Source organism: Candidatus Woesearchaeota archaeon, assembly GCA_016214075.1.
Classification (GTDB): Archaea; Nanobdellota; Nanobdellia; order Woesearchaeales; family DSVV01; genus JACRPI01.
Map to the genome: position 1 here is coordinate 1 of JACRPI010000039.1, position 13,625 is coordinate 13,625.

Here is a 13,625-nt window from a genome sequence, read left to right on the forward strand (position 1 = left end):
ACCGATTTAGAGGGTTATTGATTCGTTGGTCTAAAAGACCAGATGCTTACATAGGATTATTGCATCTCGCATGTGGAATAATTACATGGAGGTCAATCTAATGGGATAGGCTCTTAGTTCATTTATTCTATCGTCTGCGTATCCCATACAATCTATAAGATGATCAGCTCTTTGGATATCTCCTTCTTTCCTTCTGGCATCTTCTTCGCCTTCTGCCCTTTTCACATACATTTTATATCCTTCTTTTACTTTTCCAATAACTTCTTGTAATGATTCTTTAAGAAGAGGATTTGATTTAATTGCACTTCTTGCGATTCCAATGATCGCTTCTGCGCCTGCTTCTATTTCTTCATATTCTCCTTCTTCTACAGCAGTTTCTAAATCTTTATACATATCTTTAATTGTTGCTGTTATTCCCTCTGGGTCATGATGTTTTTGAGCTCTCTCTTCCATTCCTTTATAATCAAATCGGACTCCATATCGTAAAGCTTTTTCAATCCTCTCTTTTCTTTTTGCAACAGCATTAGGTTTTTCGTAAACAGCTATTTCATGCTTTCCATAAGGGACAAGAGCTCGAGGGTGATACACTGCTATTTCTGTTCCTATTGCTACTATAGGATAAAATTTCAACAACCATCCTACTGCATTACTAATGTCTTCTTGGTCCATTTCTCATCATTCTGTTTTTTAATTATTTAATTCTTCCTTTTTTCCAAACGTCCCGGCAACTAACAATGGGAAAATGATCGTTGCATCTCCGTGTACTTTGACATGTTGCGCGTTTGCTTTAATTTTTCCCCAGGTAATCGCTTCTTCTGTCATCGCGCCTGAATCTGATCCATCAAACTCATCCGCTGTATTAATGTAGACCGCATACTCCGCGCCATCTCTGAAAATGTTCGCGTTGAGGATGTAATGCTTCGCAAGTCCTGCGCCCAAAATAATTGTCCCTGATTTTTCCGCGTTCAACGCAATGTCCACAATCTTTTTTGTGTCTCCTGAAATTTCAATCTTGAAATCCGGATGTCGCTGCTTCATGAAATAGACAAGGTCGCCAAACGATCCGTCTGTTATCGCCGGGCAAAATACAGGAATATTGTTTTTCGCTGCCCAATATAAAATAGAGTCTTCATGATTTTGTTCGCTTGCGATTTCCTTTCCAAGCTCTCTGCAAATATCGCTTGTCGTGTGGGTAACATTTTTTTCTTTCTGTTCTTTGTAGAGTCTGTCTAAAAATGGATTGATAAATTTTTCAAAATACAAGTAGCGGTCATTTGGAATAAAAATATTTCCTGTTCTGTTGATACCTTTTTCATACATGCTTCTGCCGCTGACATTGAAAATGCCCACTGCGAATGGTTTGAGGCACTTGATCATATCTTCTTCAATGCCACCTGCTGTCGTGACCAAGACGTGTACCATCTTGTGCTTGACGAGAAATTTAATGACTTCTCTGATTCCAGAGGTGACCATGTTGCTGGTGTAGCCGAGAAAAATAGTCGCGTTTTCTTTGCGCATTTCTTCGATAATGTCCATCGCTCTTCCAAGATGCGCTGCCTGAAATCCTGTTGTGCCGTAACTCTTCAGGAATTCGTTGATATTGAATGGCTTTTCAAAATCATACCCTCTGACTTTAGGCAAATGATCTACATCAGGAGCAGGAGCTACATTGTAGATTTTCTGATCTTTGTATTCTTTTGGCGCTTCTGGCATAGACTTCTTTGGAGTGGAGATTGATTTATAAAATTTGTTATGGTTGTTACGAGAAAGGGGTGAAGGTTTACTTTTCTTGTTCTTTAGATGTTATGATAAAATAGTCTCATCTTCTGTTTCTTTTTCTCCCATTTCTTTAAATCTTTGTTTGTCTTTGTATCTTTTACTATGACAAAGATAGCATAGTGTGAACTTTGAAGCGTTCCAGTTCGAAAAAAAAATGGCATGTCATTTGGATGGCGGTATTTGTCCGCATGATTATCCTATGGGAAAAGGAGGTTCATATCCAGTCTTCGGTAGTTCGAGCTATGGCGGAGGAAGTAGTTACGCAACATTAGGCGCATATAACGGACAGAGTACAGGCGCGTATAATGGAGCAGGACAATCTGCCGTGCAATATAGCGCACTCTCCAATCCAATTGGGCTTGCTGCGTACGCCGCAGACATGAACTATAATGGCGCGTACAAAAGCGCTGGCTCGTATGTTCCGCAAAGTGTTTCGCAGAAAAGTGTTAGGAAGAATGCACGACCTGCTTTTGAGAATTATCGTGGGAATGATAGAAGTATTGATGAGAGTAATAGTAGAAATAATGGAGAAATTGAACAAGATGTTCCTCCATTACTTCGGCAACCTCGCGATGTCGCGCGACCAAGCTCGACGATTGATGATACTGTCGCGCCAAACGCTGTCGCTGTGCAGCGAGACTTTTTGGAGCAGATGATTCGAAACGCGCGATCGCAGACAGTTGCACAACAGCCGCAGTATTTGGCGATGTATCAATAGCTTACGTGCTTAAGAATTAACACGCACTCGCAAAGACCTGCTTCACAATTTATTCATTATTTTTTTTTTAACATAATAAAAAAATACTGGAATTGTAGGTGGACTGTAAGGCGATTCATTGCGGAGTGTGGCGATTGATGAATGAAAAAAAGAAACAAAAAACAAGAATAAAAAACTGAGGAAAAAATGAACATACAACAAGCACAACAATTAGAACAACAAGCGAAAACAATTCCTGATAAACAAAAATCTCGAGCACTCTATCTCGACGCTGCAGAATTGTATCTTCAATTATCAAAGAACGACAAAAAAAACGAAAAACTCTTTGTGCAAAAAGCGACAGAACTCTATTTGAAAGCGCAGGAGATTCCAATTATTGAACAAACGCAATCCTCTGCCGCAAAAAAACCAAAACTTTCTTTCAAAGATGTTGGTGGTTTGGAAAAACTCAAAGAAGCAATCACCAGCAAAATAATTCGTCCGCTGAAACATCCTTTTATCTATCAGCATTATGGCAAAAAAATTGGCGGCGGCATTTTATTGTATGGACCACCAGGATGCGGAAAGAGTCTCATCGCAGAAGCTGCTGCCGGTGAAGCAAACGTCGCATTCTTTCACGTGAAGTCCAGTGATCTCAAAGGGAAATACGTTGGTGAAACAGAGAAAAATATCGCGAATCTTTTCGCAGAAGCTCGAAAGTATCAGCCGAGCATTATTTTCTTTGACGAATTTGAATTACTTGGCGGAGAGCGAACAACAGCAGGAGAATATCAAAAAAGCGCTGTCGCGCAATTGCTTACTGAAATGAACGGTGTAGGAACAAAAAATGATCAAATCTTACTTATCGCCGCGACAAACGAACCGTGGAGTATTGATCTCGCGTTAAAACGAGAAGGACGATTTGGACAGACTGTTTTAGTTCCGCATCCAGATCTTGAAAGCAGAAAACAAATCTTTTCTCTCGCGTTGAAAGATAAGCCTGTTTCTTCTGATGTTGTTTTTGAAAAATTAGCCGCGCTCACCGATGGATACAGTGGCGCAGATATTACCGCGATTGTCAACATCGCAATCGATCAGGCAATGCAACGCTATTTTGCAACAAAATATTTGCAGGATCTGACGCTTGCTGATTTGTTGTTCGGCATTGATCAAGTTAAACCGCGGCTGAAACAATGGTACTCGAAAGCGAATAAAATCATTACAGAACGAAATGAACAGGAAGGGTATGAGGAGTTGGTTGGTGTAGCAGCCGTTTCCACATAAAATTTAAATACAAGTAATACTTGTACTACTTTGGTGAGAATATGCAAGTAAGCATAAAGAATGTTGATGAAAAGATTTTTCGTGATTTTCGGGCAGAAGCTGTTCGGGAAAAAATGCAAGTAGGCAAAGTGCTCACGCTTGCAATGAAGCATTGGATAGAAAAAAAACAGAAAAAGCCAAAATTAGATTTTTTAACTCTCAAACCAACAAGTTGGGGGAAAGGGACTGAAAGAACAAGTGAGCAAATAGATGAAATTCTTTATGGATGAGTGAACCTATGAGTGTTTTTATTGATGCAAGTGTTTTTTGTTCTTTTGTGAATGAGTCTGATGTTCACCATCTCAAAGCAAAAAAAATGTTGCAGGACATTTTTTCAGAAAAACAAGAGATTATTTATTCTTCGGATTATATTTTTGATGAAGTACTTGGTGTTTGTTTAAGAAAAGCAGGAAAAAGAATTGCATCTGAAACAGGTTCGTACATTCTTCATTCTCAGATTTCCCTTATTTTCACGGATAGGCATATTTTTCAAGAGGCATGGCAATTATTCCAGACAACAGATTCTTTGAGTTTTACCGACTGTACAAGTCTTGCATTCATGAAAGTGTATGGAATAAAGAAAATAATTACTTTTGATAAAGGATTTTTGCAGAGAAAAGATATTGAAGTTATTGGATGTTAGTATTCTAATCCTAATCTAAACCACAATCTCCACATTCAACGTATCAAATTCCACTATTGGTTTCATTTTTTTGCGTCCTTCATTTATTTCTTCAAGAAAAAGCAATCCTAAATTAGACAGTACTTTGACATCGGTGTTCACACTTTTCAAATCCCTTTTTGCTAATTGAGCAAGCTCATAAATGGAGTTTGGATTTTTGTGTTTAATAATCTTGAGAAGCTCCATGCGCTTTTCAGTGAGAAAACTACGAAGCGTTTCTATACTGTTAAAAGAAAGTTCTTCACGCTTTTTTACATTCTCTCCCTTTCGTAGTTTTTCATATGTTTCTGCAAACTCGTTTAATACTTCTTGTCTGCTTTTGATGGTTATTTTCATAAGAATACTCACGACTTCATTTCCACCTTAAACGGTAAACTCACATCAATGTCTTTGAATTTTTTTGTTCTTTTTTTGAAATTAAAGATTGCTAATCCAATCACTTTTCCTGTCTTTTCATCAATTCTCTCAAACATATCGTTTCCAACTTCATTAAAATAGCCTTCTTTAGGTTTTCCTACTCGTATCTCTAAATAATCCCCTTCGTTATCATAATGAATGTGCATGTTTGTTTTCATTTTCTGATTTTCCTCGTATAAAATACTGTGATTATAAAGCCTTTACCGTTTAAATACTTTACTGACACAAAAAGGAACTTTGCAGGAGATGTTCTCTTTTTGTCATAAGTATAGTACCACCGTACTTGTTCATCATATGCACTTTCTCTTATTGCTACTGGATTCTGCAGCGCTTCTTTTATCAATTCTATTTTGTTTGCTATTTCTGGATGCTCAACTAATATATGGTTCCATCTTTCTTTAGAGAGATAGATGATTCTTCCAAACTTTTCTTCAATCTCAAAAATTATTTCCATCCATGCCTTTTTGTATTTCCCCTTTTTAAAACCAGCACAAGAAGCGTTTACAAAATGTATACTTTATTTCTTTCAGAAACCTATCTTTTCTTCCCTTTCTTTTTTAATCTCGCTTTCATCTTCGCAAGCTTGATCAATTTCAGAACTTTAGAACGCTTATCATGCTTGCTTGGACTTCTGCCGCCTTTATGTTTATTTTGTTTAGAAATCTTCTTTACAACTTTTTTCTTGACACTTTTTTTACTTGTTTTTTTCTTTGCCATGTGAGTAGGAACGCTGACTTTCTGGACTCGGTGAAAAAGTGCCTCAAACAATTCCTGAAACAATTCTTAACCTATTCGAGTTTGTTTTAGAGGTTATCTTTTTCGCTTCTAGAGTTCGCTTGACAAGTGTAGGTTTCGTATGGTGAGTTATAGTCCAGTCACCATATTTATAGTGTGCACTTGACAGTGGGCTCTCCGATAACATCCTTTTCAGGACAACCGAACAGTCCGAGTCAGCGTTTGTTATTTTTCAGATACTTAATCTATTTAATACTTACTATCTCTGGAAAAGTAGTGAATAAATAAGGCTCCTTTGCGCACTTTTTTTCAGAAACCTTTTTAAACAAGCTGTAATTTTAAGCTTATGAAGAGATGAATACACTCTTTACAGAGTAGTCTTCTACTCAATATATCATAAATTCCGTTAATTATTATCCAACGAACGGAATTTATGGAATTAATAATTGCGTTGGATTTAGTTTGATAACGCAATTATCAATACTCAAAACAGAAACTTCGAGGAGGAAATAGAAAATGGCAGCAAAAAAAACACACATGAACATCGTGTTCATCGGCCACGTTGACCACGGCAAATCCACAACAGTTGGACGACTTTTGTACGATTCCGGAAACGTTGACGAACAAGCAATGAAAAAATTAAAAGACAAAGCACAAGAACTTGGAAAAGCAGGTTTCGAATTCGCTTTCGTCATGGACAATCTTAAAGAAGAACAAGAACGAGGGGTTACTATTGACCTTTCTCACAAAAAGTTCACTACAGACAAATATGACTTTACCATTATCGACGCACCTGGACACAAGGACTTTATCAAAAACATGATTACAGGCGCAGCACAAGCTGACGCAGCAGTTCTCGTTGTTGGCGCGACAGACAGCGTTATGGCACAAACAAAGGAACACGTTTTCTTATCGAGAACACTTGGCGTAGGTCAAATGATCATCGGTATCAACAAAATGGATCTTGTTGGTCACGACAAAGCAAAATTCGAAAAAGTCAAAGAAGACGTTTCTAATTTATTGCGATCTGTTGGTTTCAAAGTTGACAAAATTACTTTTGTTCCAATGGCTTCTCTGCATGGAGAAAACGTTGTCAAGAAATCCGATAAGATGGCTTGGTACACAGGACCAACACTCCTTGAAGCAATCAACAACTTGAGCGCTCCAGACCGACCAACAAACTTACCACTTCGTATGCCAATCCAGGATGTTTATAACATCACAGGAATCGGCGTTGTTCCAGTAGGACGAATCGAATGCGGTATCATGAAAATCAACCAGAAAGTTGTCGCGGTTCCAGGACGAGAAGGAAAAGCTGTTCACGGTGAAGTTAAAACAATCGAAATGCACCACGAACAACAGCAGACAGCAGAACCAGGAGACAACGTAGGAATCAGCGTTCGCGGTTTCACTAAGAAAGATATCGCACGAGGAGACGTTATTGGTCCAGCTGAAAGCTTTCCAACTGTCGCAAGCGAATTCACCGCGCAGATTGTTGTGTTGAATCACCCAACTGTTATCACCGTAGGATATACACCGGTATTCCACATCCACACCGCGCAAGTTGCTTGTCAGGTTGTTGAGATTGTCAAAAAACTCAACCCAGCGACAGGAGAAGTCTTACAAGAAAAACCAGACTTTATCAAAAACGGCGACGCGGCTATTGTTAAAATCAAGCCAATCCAACCATTGTGCATTGAAAAACAAAAAGAGATTCCACAACTTGCACGATTCGCTATCCGCGACAGCGGCGCGACAGTCGCGGCAGGTATGTGCATTGATCTCGTACCAAAACCAATGTAGATTATCTACATTATTTTTTTATTTTTATTTAATGATTGTTTTGCTCGTCGGAGCAAAATGATTACCTTTTTATATAACCTCACAATCCATTTTGAATAACACATTCAGAAATGGGGAACACAAACCATGCAAAAAGCACGAATCAAGTTGGCATCGACAGACATTGATAAGATCAATGAAATTTGCCGAAACATCCACGAAATCGCGGATAAGACCGGTGTCCAAATGCGCGGTCCTATTCCATTGCCAACAAAAAATTTGAAGGTTACTACTCGAAAAAGTCCTGATGGTGAAGGAAAAGCTTCTTGGGAACGTTATGAAATGCGTATCCACAAACGATTAATCGATCTTGGCGTTGATGAACGAGCATTGCGATTAGTTATGCGTGTTCCAATCCCAGAAGGATTACAGATTGAAATTGAAATGGTTGAATAAATTTCTTGGTGATTTTTGATGCTGACTGAAATTATTTCGAGTACAATATCAGAAAAAATAATTATCTCATCAATGATTTAATTCTTTCAACCCAAGTTGCTTTTGGTTGTGGTTCTTCTGCTTTCTTCGCTTCGAGTATCGCAGGATCATAGTGAACTGCATATTTGACGCCAAGGATGCGCATTCTTCTTTTTTCATCAGAAACAGTTGCAAGTGCCGCAAGATTTCCTTCTGCATCAAAACAGGCAGTTTGCATGTAAAATGGAATGTGTGTTGAACAAACATATTCACCATTTGGACTAAAGACCTCAAGCGTGGTATCCATATAATCATCAGCAGGCACTTTTCCATACCCTTGGAAAAAAAGAATTCCCGAAGGATGGCGCAGTAATCGTTGATTAAGATATCCCACTCCGGATGAGAAATTTGTTGTTCCGAATGGTTTTCTCTCTTGAACAGTTCCATCATTATTGAGTGTGACCAGAGCATATTTTGTTTTTTCTTTGTTGCCATACTCAAATGATTCCTGACTAATTGCCTGGAGTTTTCCATCTGCGCAAAAAAGAGATCCTATTCTTTCCAGATGAAACCCCTTTATTTCTGTTTCTGTTTTTGGATCATATATTGTTACTGTGGTTCCTTTCTTGCTAAAAGAATCTGAATCACAAAGCAAAAGCAAATCTTTGTAAGGAACAACATACTCAGGAGAAGTGCGTAAGGATATTGTTCGTTTGTATTGAAAGCCAGGCATATCAAAGAGGTGAAGTGCTCCTGTTGTTCGATAATGCGAACCCCCCCGCTTGTATCAAGAATCATTCCAGTATACTGCGTTCCCTCTCTCACAAAAAAGATGTCCCTGAAATTATCTGAAACAGAAGTATATTCATCTCTAGAGAATGCTTTAAACAAAGGATCAGATTCAGGTTTTCTTGGCTCGTGCGCATGTACTTGTTGAAAAAGCGAGTCCAACTCATGAATATAGCGGCTTGTATGATTATTGCTCCACCAAACGTGTCCTGTGTTTGGATCAATAGTCATACCCATTATGCCAATGTCGATATCTTCAGGAAGAAGTTCTTCTGGAATAAGCATTCCCGTGCTTGGTGAAGGCGCAACAAGTGGATTCTCTGAAGTTGCTTTTGCATAAGGAAGATCTGGTTTTGACCGGGAAAGTAAAGGCGTGATGTCTCTCGCAAGAAGGAACTCCAGAGAGACGCTTTCTCTTCTTGATGGATGAACAGGTACTTCCATCAGAGAGAGAAATGGCATTCTGTTTTAATGTGTTATTGTTTAAAATTTTCCCTAAAGCACAATCGCTTCAGGAATTCCACGGAAATCATTGTCAAATGTAAGAATTTTCGCTCCAATCTTTTTTGCAATTGCAAGAGTAACTGCATCTGATAAAGAAATCTTTCCATTTTTCTTCCTAAGCTCATGATATAATCTTCCGGCATTTTCCGCAATTGAAAAATCTATGAGAACTACTGTTCCTTTTACCTTAAGGAAGGATAATGCAACATCTAAAGGCATATCATAGCGTAAAAAGGTTGCTGTTATTTCTCCTATACAAAATCCAGAAGTAAAAAGGATATGAGTGTCAACATACTTCTTTACTGTATTCCCCTTTGTGCCTCCTTTAAAATATTCAATCCAAGCCGAAGAATCAACAACAAGCTTATCCATGGTGCTCAAACTTATTCCACTTTATATCTATCTTATCTTCTTTCTTGAATGAACCAAGAGAAGGGAACATTCCAAAACAATCTAGAGGTACTTTTTTTATTTCAACACGTACCATCTCTCCTGAATGAATATTTTCAAAGTCAGCTATTTCTTTAGGAATTCTCACCATCAATGAACCACCAACTTTTCTTGCATATTGTATTGTTTCAGTCATATAATCACCTATTAAATCTAATTATATATTATGTTATATTTAAAAGTTTCCCTCTTTCTTCACCATTTCCACCTAAAATCATATATACTTATTCTGCTTTCCATCTGTTATGACCACTGAAGCAGCTACAGCACCCAAGAAAAAAGTTCTTATCATTGATGATCAATATCCTCTTCGTGAATTTTTAGAAACCATGCTCGAAGATGATTATGATGTCATTAAAGCTGAATCTGCGGTAGAAGCGCGCACTGTTCTTCACGAATCGGTTGATCTCATCATTCTTGATATTATGATGCCGAACTTTGATGGCTACGCCTTTTGCAAAGAATTGAAAAGTAGCATTGTCACAAAACATATTCCTATCATGGTTTTGACCGCAAAACATCAGCTCTCTGATTTGCAGCCAGCGATCGACGCTGGCGCTGATGAGTATTTGACTAAACCGCTTGAACAAGAGTATTTCATGAAACGGGTGAAAATTCTCGTTGAAAGAATTAAAGAAGATGATATTCCTCCACAGGGAAAATTACTGCAGTTTGGCGGCGGATTTCATTATGTTCGAAGAAAAAACATTTAAACAAAATGAATGTATATACTCTCATGGCAATACTCAAATCAGAAACTAAAGAAATCGAAGTTCCAGACGGTTCTCCTATTCAGCTTGCCGCTGATGAACTGGGTGTGATGTTTGGTTGCCGTCATGGGATGTGCGGAACATGTCAAACAGAAATTGTGGAAGGAATTGAAAATCTTTCTGCGCCAAACGAACGCGAAGAAGCAATGGGCGCAACAGGACCATTTCGCTTATGCTGTCAAGCAGAGATTAAGAAAGGGACTGTGAAAATTAGGGTTTGATTCATTTTCTGAGCAACTTTTATAAACATTTCTTCTTCTCTTTACCTTATGGAAGTAGTAACAACAGAACTTGCAGATAAAGTCCAAGAATACATTGCACGTTATACTCCTCGCGTTCAGGTTCCAAGAACAATGCTTCGTCCTCTTCCTTCGGATGATGAACTGGTCTCTGTTGAACAACGGATGTATTCTTTTTCTCGCGGCGATGATTCTCCACGTAAGCGCTATCTTGAAACGCTTGGTCTTAGTGTCTGTATAGGTTTTACTGTCTATGATCCGCGAACAAAAGTTGGCTGTATTGCGCATTTGGATAATGATAGGGGAGTTAAACCGCATCCTGATGATATGGAACCATATTTTCTTCTAAAACTTGCTCATGATTTCAAGAGATTTAATAGTCCTGGACCTTATCATGTGCGAATTGTTGGTGGTTGCAAAGGTATTTCAGAACATATACTTCTCCCTCTTTTTGAGACACTTCATTATTTAGATCCTTTTGAAGTTGTTGAACTTGCTGCTCTTGAGCCAATGCCTTGGGGATCTCAAGTGCTGAGTGTTATTCTTGATCTTGAAGATGGTGTACTCTATAATTCATCAGCAAGACATAGATCCAATAATGAAGTGGCAGAAAGGATATCGCGAGTTCTCATTGATATGGATTACACAGGGATTTATGTTCCTCATAAGGATCCGAAAGGACTTTGATTTCTTTTGTTTATTCTTTTTCATTTATTCTTTTACATTTTCTTTTCATAATAACCCCAATTTACATGGGAACTCGGCGAAAGCCCCGCACTTTAGTGCGGGGATGAAGCCGAAAGTTCACATGTTTAATAATCCCAATGGTTATCCCATGCCTAAAGGCATGGGCTTTTCCGTTGGGATTATTTTTACTTTGGTAAATTGGGTCCCCCTGACAGTAAAGTAAATTGAGCGATTGTGTGTGGAGAACTATATGGGAAAATGCTGTATTTGAAAAAGAACAATAAGAGAAAAATAAAATAGCAAAATTACATTTCCGGCATTCCATGATCATGTGGCGCTTCAGGTGCTCTCTTGCCTGCCGCAATCACATCATCAATGCGCAAAATCATAATCGCGACTTCCGCTGCGGAACTTATTGCCTGTGTTTTGACCTGCAATGGTTCAATGACATTCGCTTCAAGAGCATTCATGACTTTTCCTGAGAACACATCAATACCTGCCCACTTGCTTCCTTTGTCATGCTCTGCTTTTAATTCCGCGATCACGTCAATAGGATCAAGACCTGCGTTTTCCGCGAGTGTTCGTGGAATCACTTCCATTGCTTCCGCAAACGCCAATACTGCAAGCTGTTCTCTTCCTCGTAATGATTCTGAAAACTTTCGTAATTCTTTCGCAAGCTCTATTTCAGGAGCTCCTGCGCCAGCAACGACTTTGCCAGAACGAACTGTCGCGGCGACTACCCCAAGCGCGTCTTCTACCGCGCGCTTGACTTCATCAATCACATGCTCTGTACTTCCACGGATCAATAAGGTTACCGCTTTTGGATTTTTACAGTTTTCAATAAACGTCATGTTTTCATTGCCGACATTCTGTTCTTCGACATCTGCTGTGCCTAAATCCGTTGCGTTTAAGTCTTCGATATTGGAAACAGTTTTTGCGTCTGTTGCTCTGCTCAACGCGTCCATATCAGATTTTTTTACTCTGCGCACTGCGAAAATTCCTTTCTTCGCAAGGAAATGCTGCGCAAGGTCATCAATGCCTTTCTGGCAAACAACAACATTTGCTCCAACTTCCGCGATCTTGTCCACCATTTTCTTGAGCATTCGTTCTTCTTGGTCGAGAAATGCCTGCATTTGCATTGGATCATTAATTTGAATTTTTGCGTCAGTTTCTGTGCTTTTGATTTCAATCGCGCAATCAATTAACACGATTTTTGCGCTTTTGACGAGTTTAGGCATGCTGTTATGCACGCGTTCTTTGTCAAGGACAATTCCTTTTATGAGTCGAGAATCTTCGATTGCAGCGCCTGTTCGTTTTTGGATTTTTACATTGTTCAAATCAATGACCATTTTGTTTGGTTGCTGTTCCGCGACTGCTCCAATCGCTTCGACTGTTAACGCCGCAAGATGATCTTTAGAGGATTCCGCGCCTTTTCCTGTCATCGCAGTTGTCGCGATCTTTGTTAATTCTTCTTTGTCATTTGGCTGCACTGTTTCCGCGATATTGTGGAGTATTTCCTGCGCTTTTTGCGCCGCAAGTCTGTACCCTTTTGTAATCATTGTAGGATGGATTTCTTTTTCGAGAAGCGCTTCTGCTTTTTTGAGGAGTTCTCCTGCGATAATCACTGCTGTTGTTGTTCCATCGCCGACTTCTGTTTCCTGTGTTTTCGCGATCTCGACAATCATTTTCGCCGCAGGATGTTCAATTTGCATTTCTCTTAGAATCGTAACTCCATCGTTGGTGACGATGATGTCGCCTAACGAATCTACTAACATTTTGTCCATTCCTTTTGGACCGAGTGTTGTGCGGATGGTTTCCGCGACAAGTTTTCCAGCCATGATATTATTCTGCTGCGCGGTTTTTCCTGTTGTTCGCTGTGATCCTTCTGGAAGAATATAGATTGGTTGTACTTGCTGTTGTGTCATTGTTGTTGCCTCGTTTCGTTCGCTTGTTTTTTGTTATTTTCTGATATTATTTTACACTAATTAATAAAAGGATGAATTGTGTAGCAGGTCTTTGCTTGCGCGTGTTTTTGATCTGCTGAGCGATTCTTTTCTCTTCTTTTGTGGAAGCATGGCTCTTTTTTAAAGGTTGTGCAAGAATTCTGTTACTACTTGAGGTTTATGAAAATTTTGTTATCTCCTATGCCTGTTCTCCAGACATTGTCATCTCTTCGTCATCTGCATTTTTGCTCTCCATCTTATGAGATCAAGAAGCTTGTTCTGTCCTAAATGGAGATCAATCTCTGCTGCTTCAGCAGGAGTTTTCCCTTTGAGTTGTTGATGTGGATTAACAAA

General features: G+C 39.0%; 19 protein-coding genes. 9 read left to right on the forward strand and 10 right to left on the reverse strand.

Annotated features, from left to right (window positions below):
* Positions 1 to 81: 81 nt before the first annotated feature.
* Both HZC31_07325 and HZC31_07330 read right to left on the reverse strand, forming a co-directional pair.
* Positions 82 to 669, reverse strand: coding sequence for a hypothetical protein (locus HZC31_07325; GenBank protein ID MBI5003170.1), 588 nt, complete (start codon positions 667 to 669; stop codon positions 82 to 84).
* Positions 670 to 687: 18 nt separating this feature from the next.
* Positions 688 to 1,713: a deoxyhypusine synthase gene (locus tag HZC31_07330; GenBank protein MBI5003171.1), complete on the reverse strand. Its 1,026-nt coding sequence runs from the start codon at positions 1,711 to 1,713 to the stop codon at positions 688 to 690.
* A gap of 220 nt (positions 1,714 to 1,933) precedes the next feature.
* Between HZC31_07330 and HZC31_07335 the strand changes: the two genes are divergently transcribed.
* The 4 genes from HZC31_07335 (at position 1,934) to HZC31_07350 (ending at position 4,442) form a co-directional block, all read left to right on the forward strand.
* Positions 1,934 to 2,497, forward strand: a complete 564-nt coding sequence (locus tag HZC31_07335) for a hypothetical protein (protein MBI5003172.1) — start codon at positions 1,934 to 1,936, stop codon at positions 2,495 to 2,497.
* Between the two features lie 186 nt (positions 2,498 to 2,683).
* Entirely contained in the window at positions 2,684 to 3,760 is a 1,077-nt protein-coding gene (locus tag HZC31_07340; GenBank protein MBI5003173.1) for an ATP-binding protein, read from the forward strand.
* A 41-nt stretch (positions 3,761 to 3,801) separates the two neighbouring features.
* Positions 3,802 to 4,029 carry a hypothetical protein gene (locus HZC31_07345; GenBank protein ID MBI5003174.1) on the forward strand — a complete coding sequence of 76 codons (228 nt, stop codon included), beginning with the start codon at positions 3,802 to 3,804 and terminating at the stop codon, positions 4,027 to 4,029.
* A gap of 8 nt (positions 4,030 to 4,037) precedes the next feature.
* Positions 4,038 to 4,442, forward strand: a complete 405-nt coding sequence (locus tag HZC31_07350) for a type II toxin-antitoxin system VapC family toxin (GenBank protein MBI5003175.1) — start codon at positions 4,038 to 4,040, stop codon at positions 4,440 to 4,442.
* A 15-nt stretch (positions 4,443 to 4,457) separates the two neighbouring features.
* Here HZC31_07350 and HZC31_07355 read toward each other — a convergent pair whose 3' ends face one another.
* The 4 genes from HZC31_07355 to HZC31_07370 all read right to left on the reverse strand — a co-directional run bounded on the left by HZC31_07355 (position 4,458) and on the right by HZC31_07370 (position 5,615).
* Positions 4,458 to 4,829: a hypothetical protein gene (locus tag HZC31_07355; protein MBI5003176.1), complete on the reverse strand. Its 372-nt coding sequence runs from the start codon at positions 4,827 to 4,829 to the stop codon at positions 4,458 to 4,460.
* Positions 4,826 to 5,056, reverse strand: a complete 231-nt coding sequence (locus HZC31_07360) for a DUF2283 domain-containing protein (GenBank protein ID MBI5003177.1) — start codon at positions 5,054 to 5,056, stop codon at positions 4,826 to 4,828. The genes HZC31_07355 and HZC31_07360 overlap by 4 nt, the downstream gene beginning before the upstream one ends.
* On the reverse strand, positions 5,053 to 5,352 hold the full coding sequence (locus tag HZC31_07365; protein MBI5003178.1) for a hypothetical protein: 300 nt from the start codon (positions 5,350 to 5,352) through the stop codon (positions 5,053 to 5,055). The genes HZC31_07360 and HZC31_07365 overlap by 4 nt, the downstream gene beginning before the upstream one ends.
* Before the next feature lie 80 nt (positions 5,353 to 5,432).
* Positions 5,433 to 5,615 carry a hypothetical protein gene (locus HZC31_07370; GenBank protein MBI5003179.1) on the reverse strand — a complete coding sequence of 61 codons (183 nt, stop codon included), beginning with the start codon at positions 5,613 to 5,615 and terminating at the stop codon, positions 5,433 to 5,435.
* A gap of 534 nt (positions 5,616 to 6,149) precedes the next feature.
* Here HZC31_07370 and tuf point away from each other — a divergent pair.
* Together tuf and HZC31_07380 are read left to right on the forward strand one after the other, a co-directional pair.
* Positions 6,150 to 7,436: a translation elongation factor EF-1 subunit alpha gene (tuf, locus tag HZC31_07375; protein MBI5003180.1), complete on the forward strand. Its 1,287-nt coding sequence runs from the start codon at positions 6,150 to 6,152 to the stop codon at positions 7,434 to 7,436.
* A gap of 126 nt (positions 7,437 to 7,562) precedes the next feature.
* Entirely contained in the window at positions 7,563 to 7,871 is a 309-nt protein-coding gene (locus HZC31_07380; GenBank protein MBI5003181.1) for a 30S ribosomal protein S10, read from the forward strand.
* A gap of 61 nt (positions 7,872 to 7,932) precedes the next feature.
* On the opposite strand, the gene HZC31_07385 is transcribed toward HZC31_07380, so the two are convergent.
* The 3 genes from HZC31_07385 to HZC31_07395 form a co-directional block, all read right to left on the reverse strand.
* Positions 7,933 to 8,622 carry a hypothetical protein gene (locus tag HZC31_07385; protein MBI5003182.1) on the reverse strand — a complete coding sequence of 230 codons (690 nt, stop codon included), beginning with the start codon at positions 8,620 to 8,622 and terminating at the stop codon, positions 7,933 to 7,935.
* A 551-nt stretch (positions 8,623 to 9,173) separates the two neighbouring features.
* Positions 9,174 to 9,554 (reverse strand): PIN domain-containing protein, encoded by a 381-nt coding sequence (locus HZC31_07390; GenBank protein ID MBI5003183.1) that lies wholly within the window; start codon positions 9,552 to 9,554, stop codon positions 9,174 to 9,176.
* Positions 9,547 to 9,768 (reverse strand): AbrB/MazE/SpoVT family DNA-binding domain-containing protein, encoded by a 222-nt coding sequence (locus HZC31_07395; protein MBI5003184.1) that lies wholly within the window; start codon positions 9,766 to 9,768, stop codon positions 9,547 to 9,549. Before HZC31_07395 ends, HZC31_07390 begins: the two co-directional genes overlap by 8 nt.
* Before the next feature lie 109 nt (positions 9,769 to 9,877).
* Between HZC31_07395 and HZC31_07400 the strand changes: the two genes are divergently transcribed.
* From HZC31_07400 to HZC31_07410, 3 genes are read left to right on the forward strand one after another with little or no spacing between them, the layout of a single operon-like run.
* Positions 9,878 to 10,345, forward strand: coding sequence for a response regulator transcription factor (locus HZC31_07400; GenBank protein ID MBI5003185.1), 468 nt, complete (start codon positions 9,878 to 9,880; stop codon positions 10,343 to 10,345).
* Positions 10,346 to 10,368: 23 nt separating this feature from the next.
* Entirely contained in the window at positions 10,369 to 10,623 is a 255-nt protein-coding gene (locus tag HZC31_07405; protein MBI5003186.1) for a (2Fe-2S)-binding protein, read from the forward strand.
* A gap of 48 nt (positions 10,624 to 10,671) precedes the next feature.
* Positions 10,672 to 11,328, forward strand: coding sequence for a hypothetical protein (locus HZC31_07410; protein MBI5003187.1), 657 nt, complete (start codon positions 10,672 to 10,674; stop codon positions 11,326 to 11,328).
* Between the two features lie 305 nt (positions 11,329 to 11,633).
* On the opposite strand, the gene HZC31_07415 is transcribed toward HZC31_07410, so the two are convergent.
* Positions 11,634 to 13,253 (reverse strand): TCP-1/cpn60 chaperonin family protein, encoded by a 1,620-nt coding sequence (locus HZC31_07415; GenBank protein MBI5003188.1) that lies wholly within the window; start codon positions 13,251 to 13,253, stop codon positions 11,634 to 11,636.
* Positions 13,254 to 13,625: the final 372 nt, after the last annotated feature.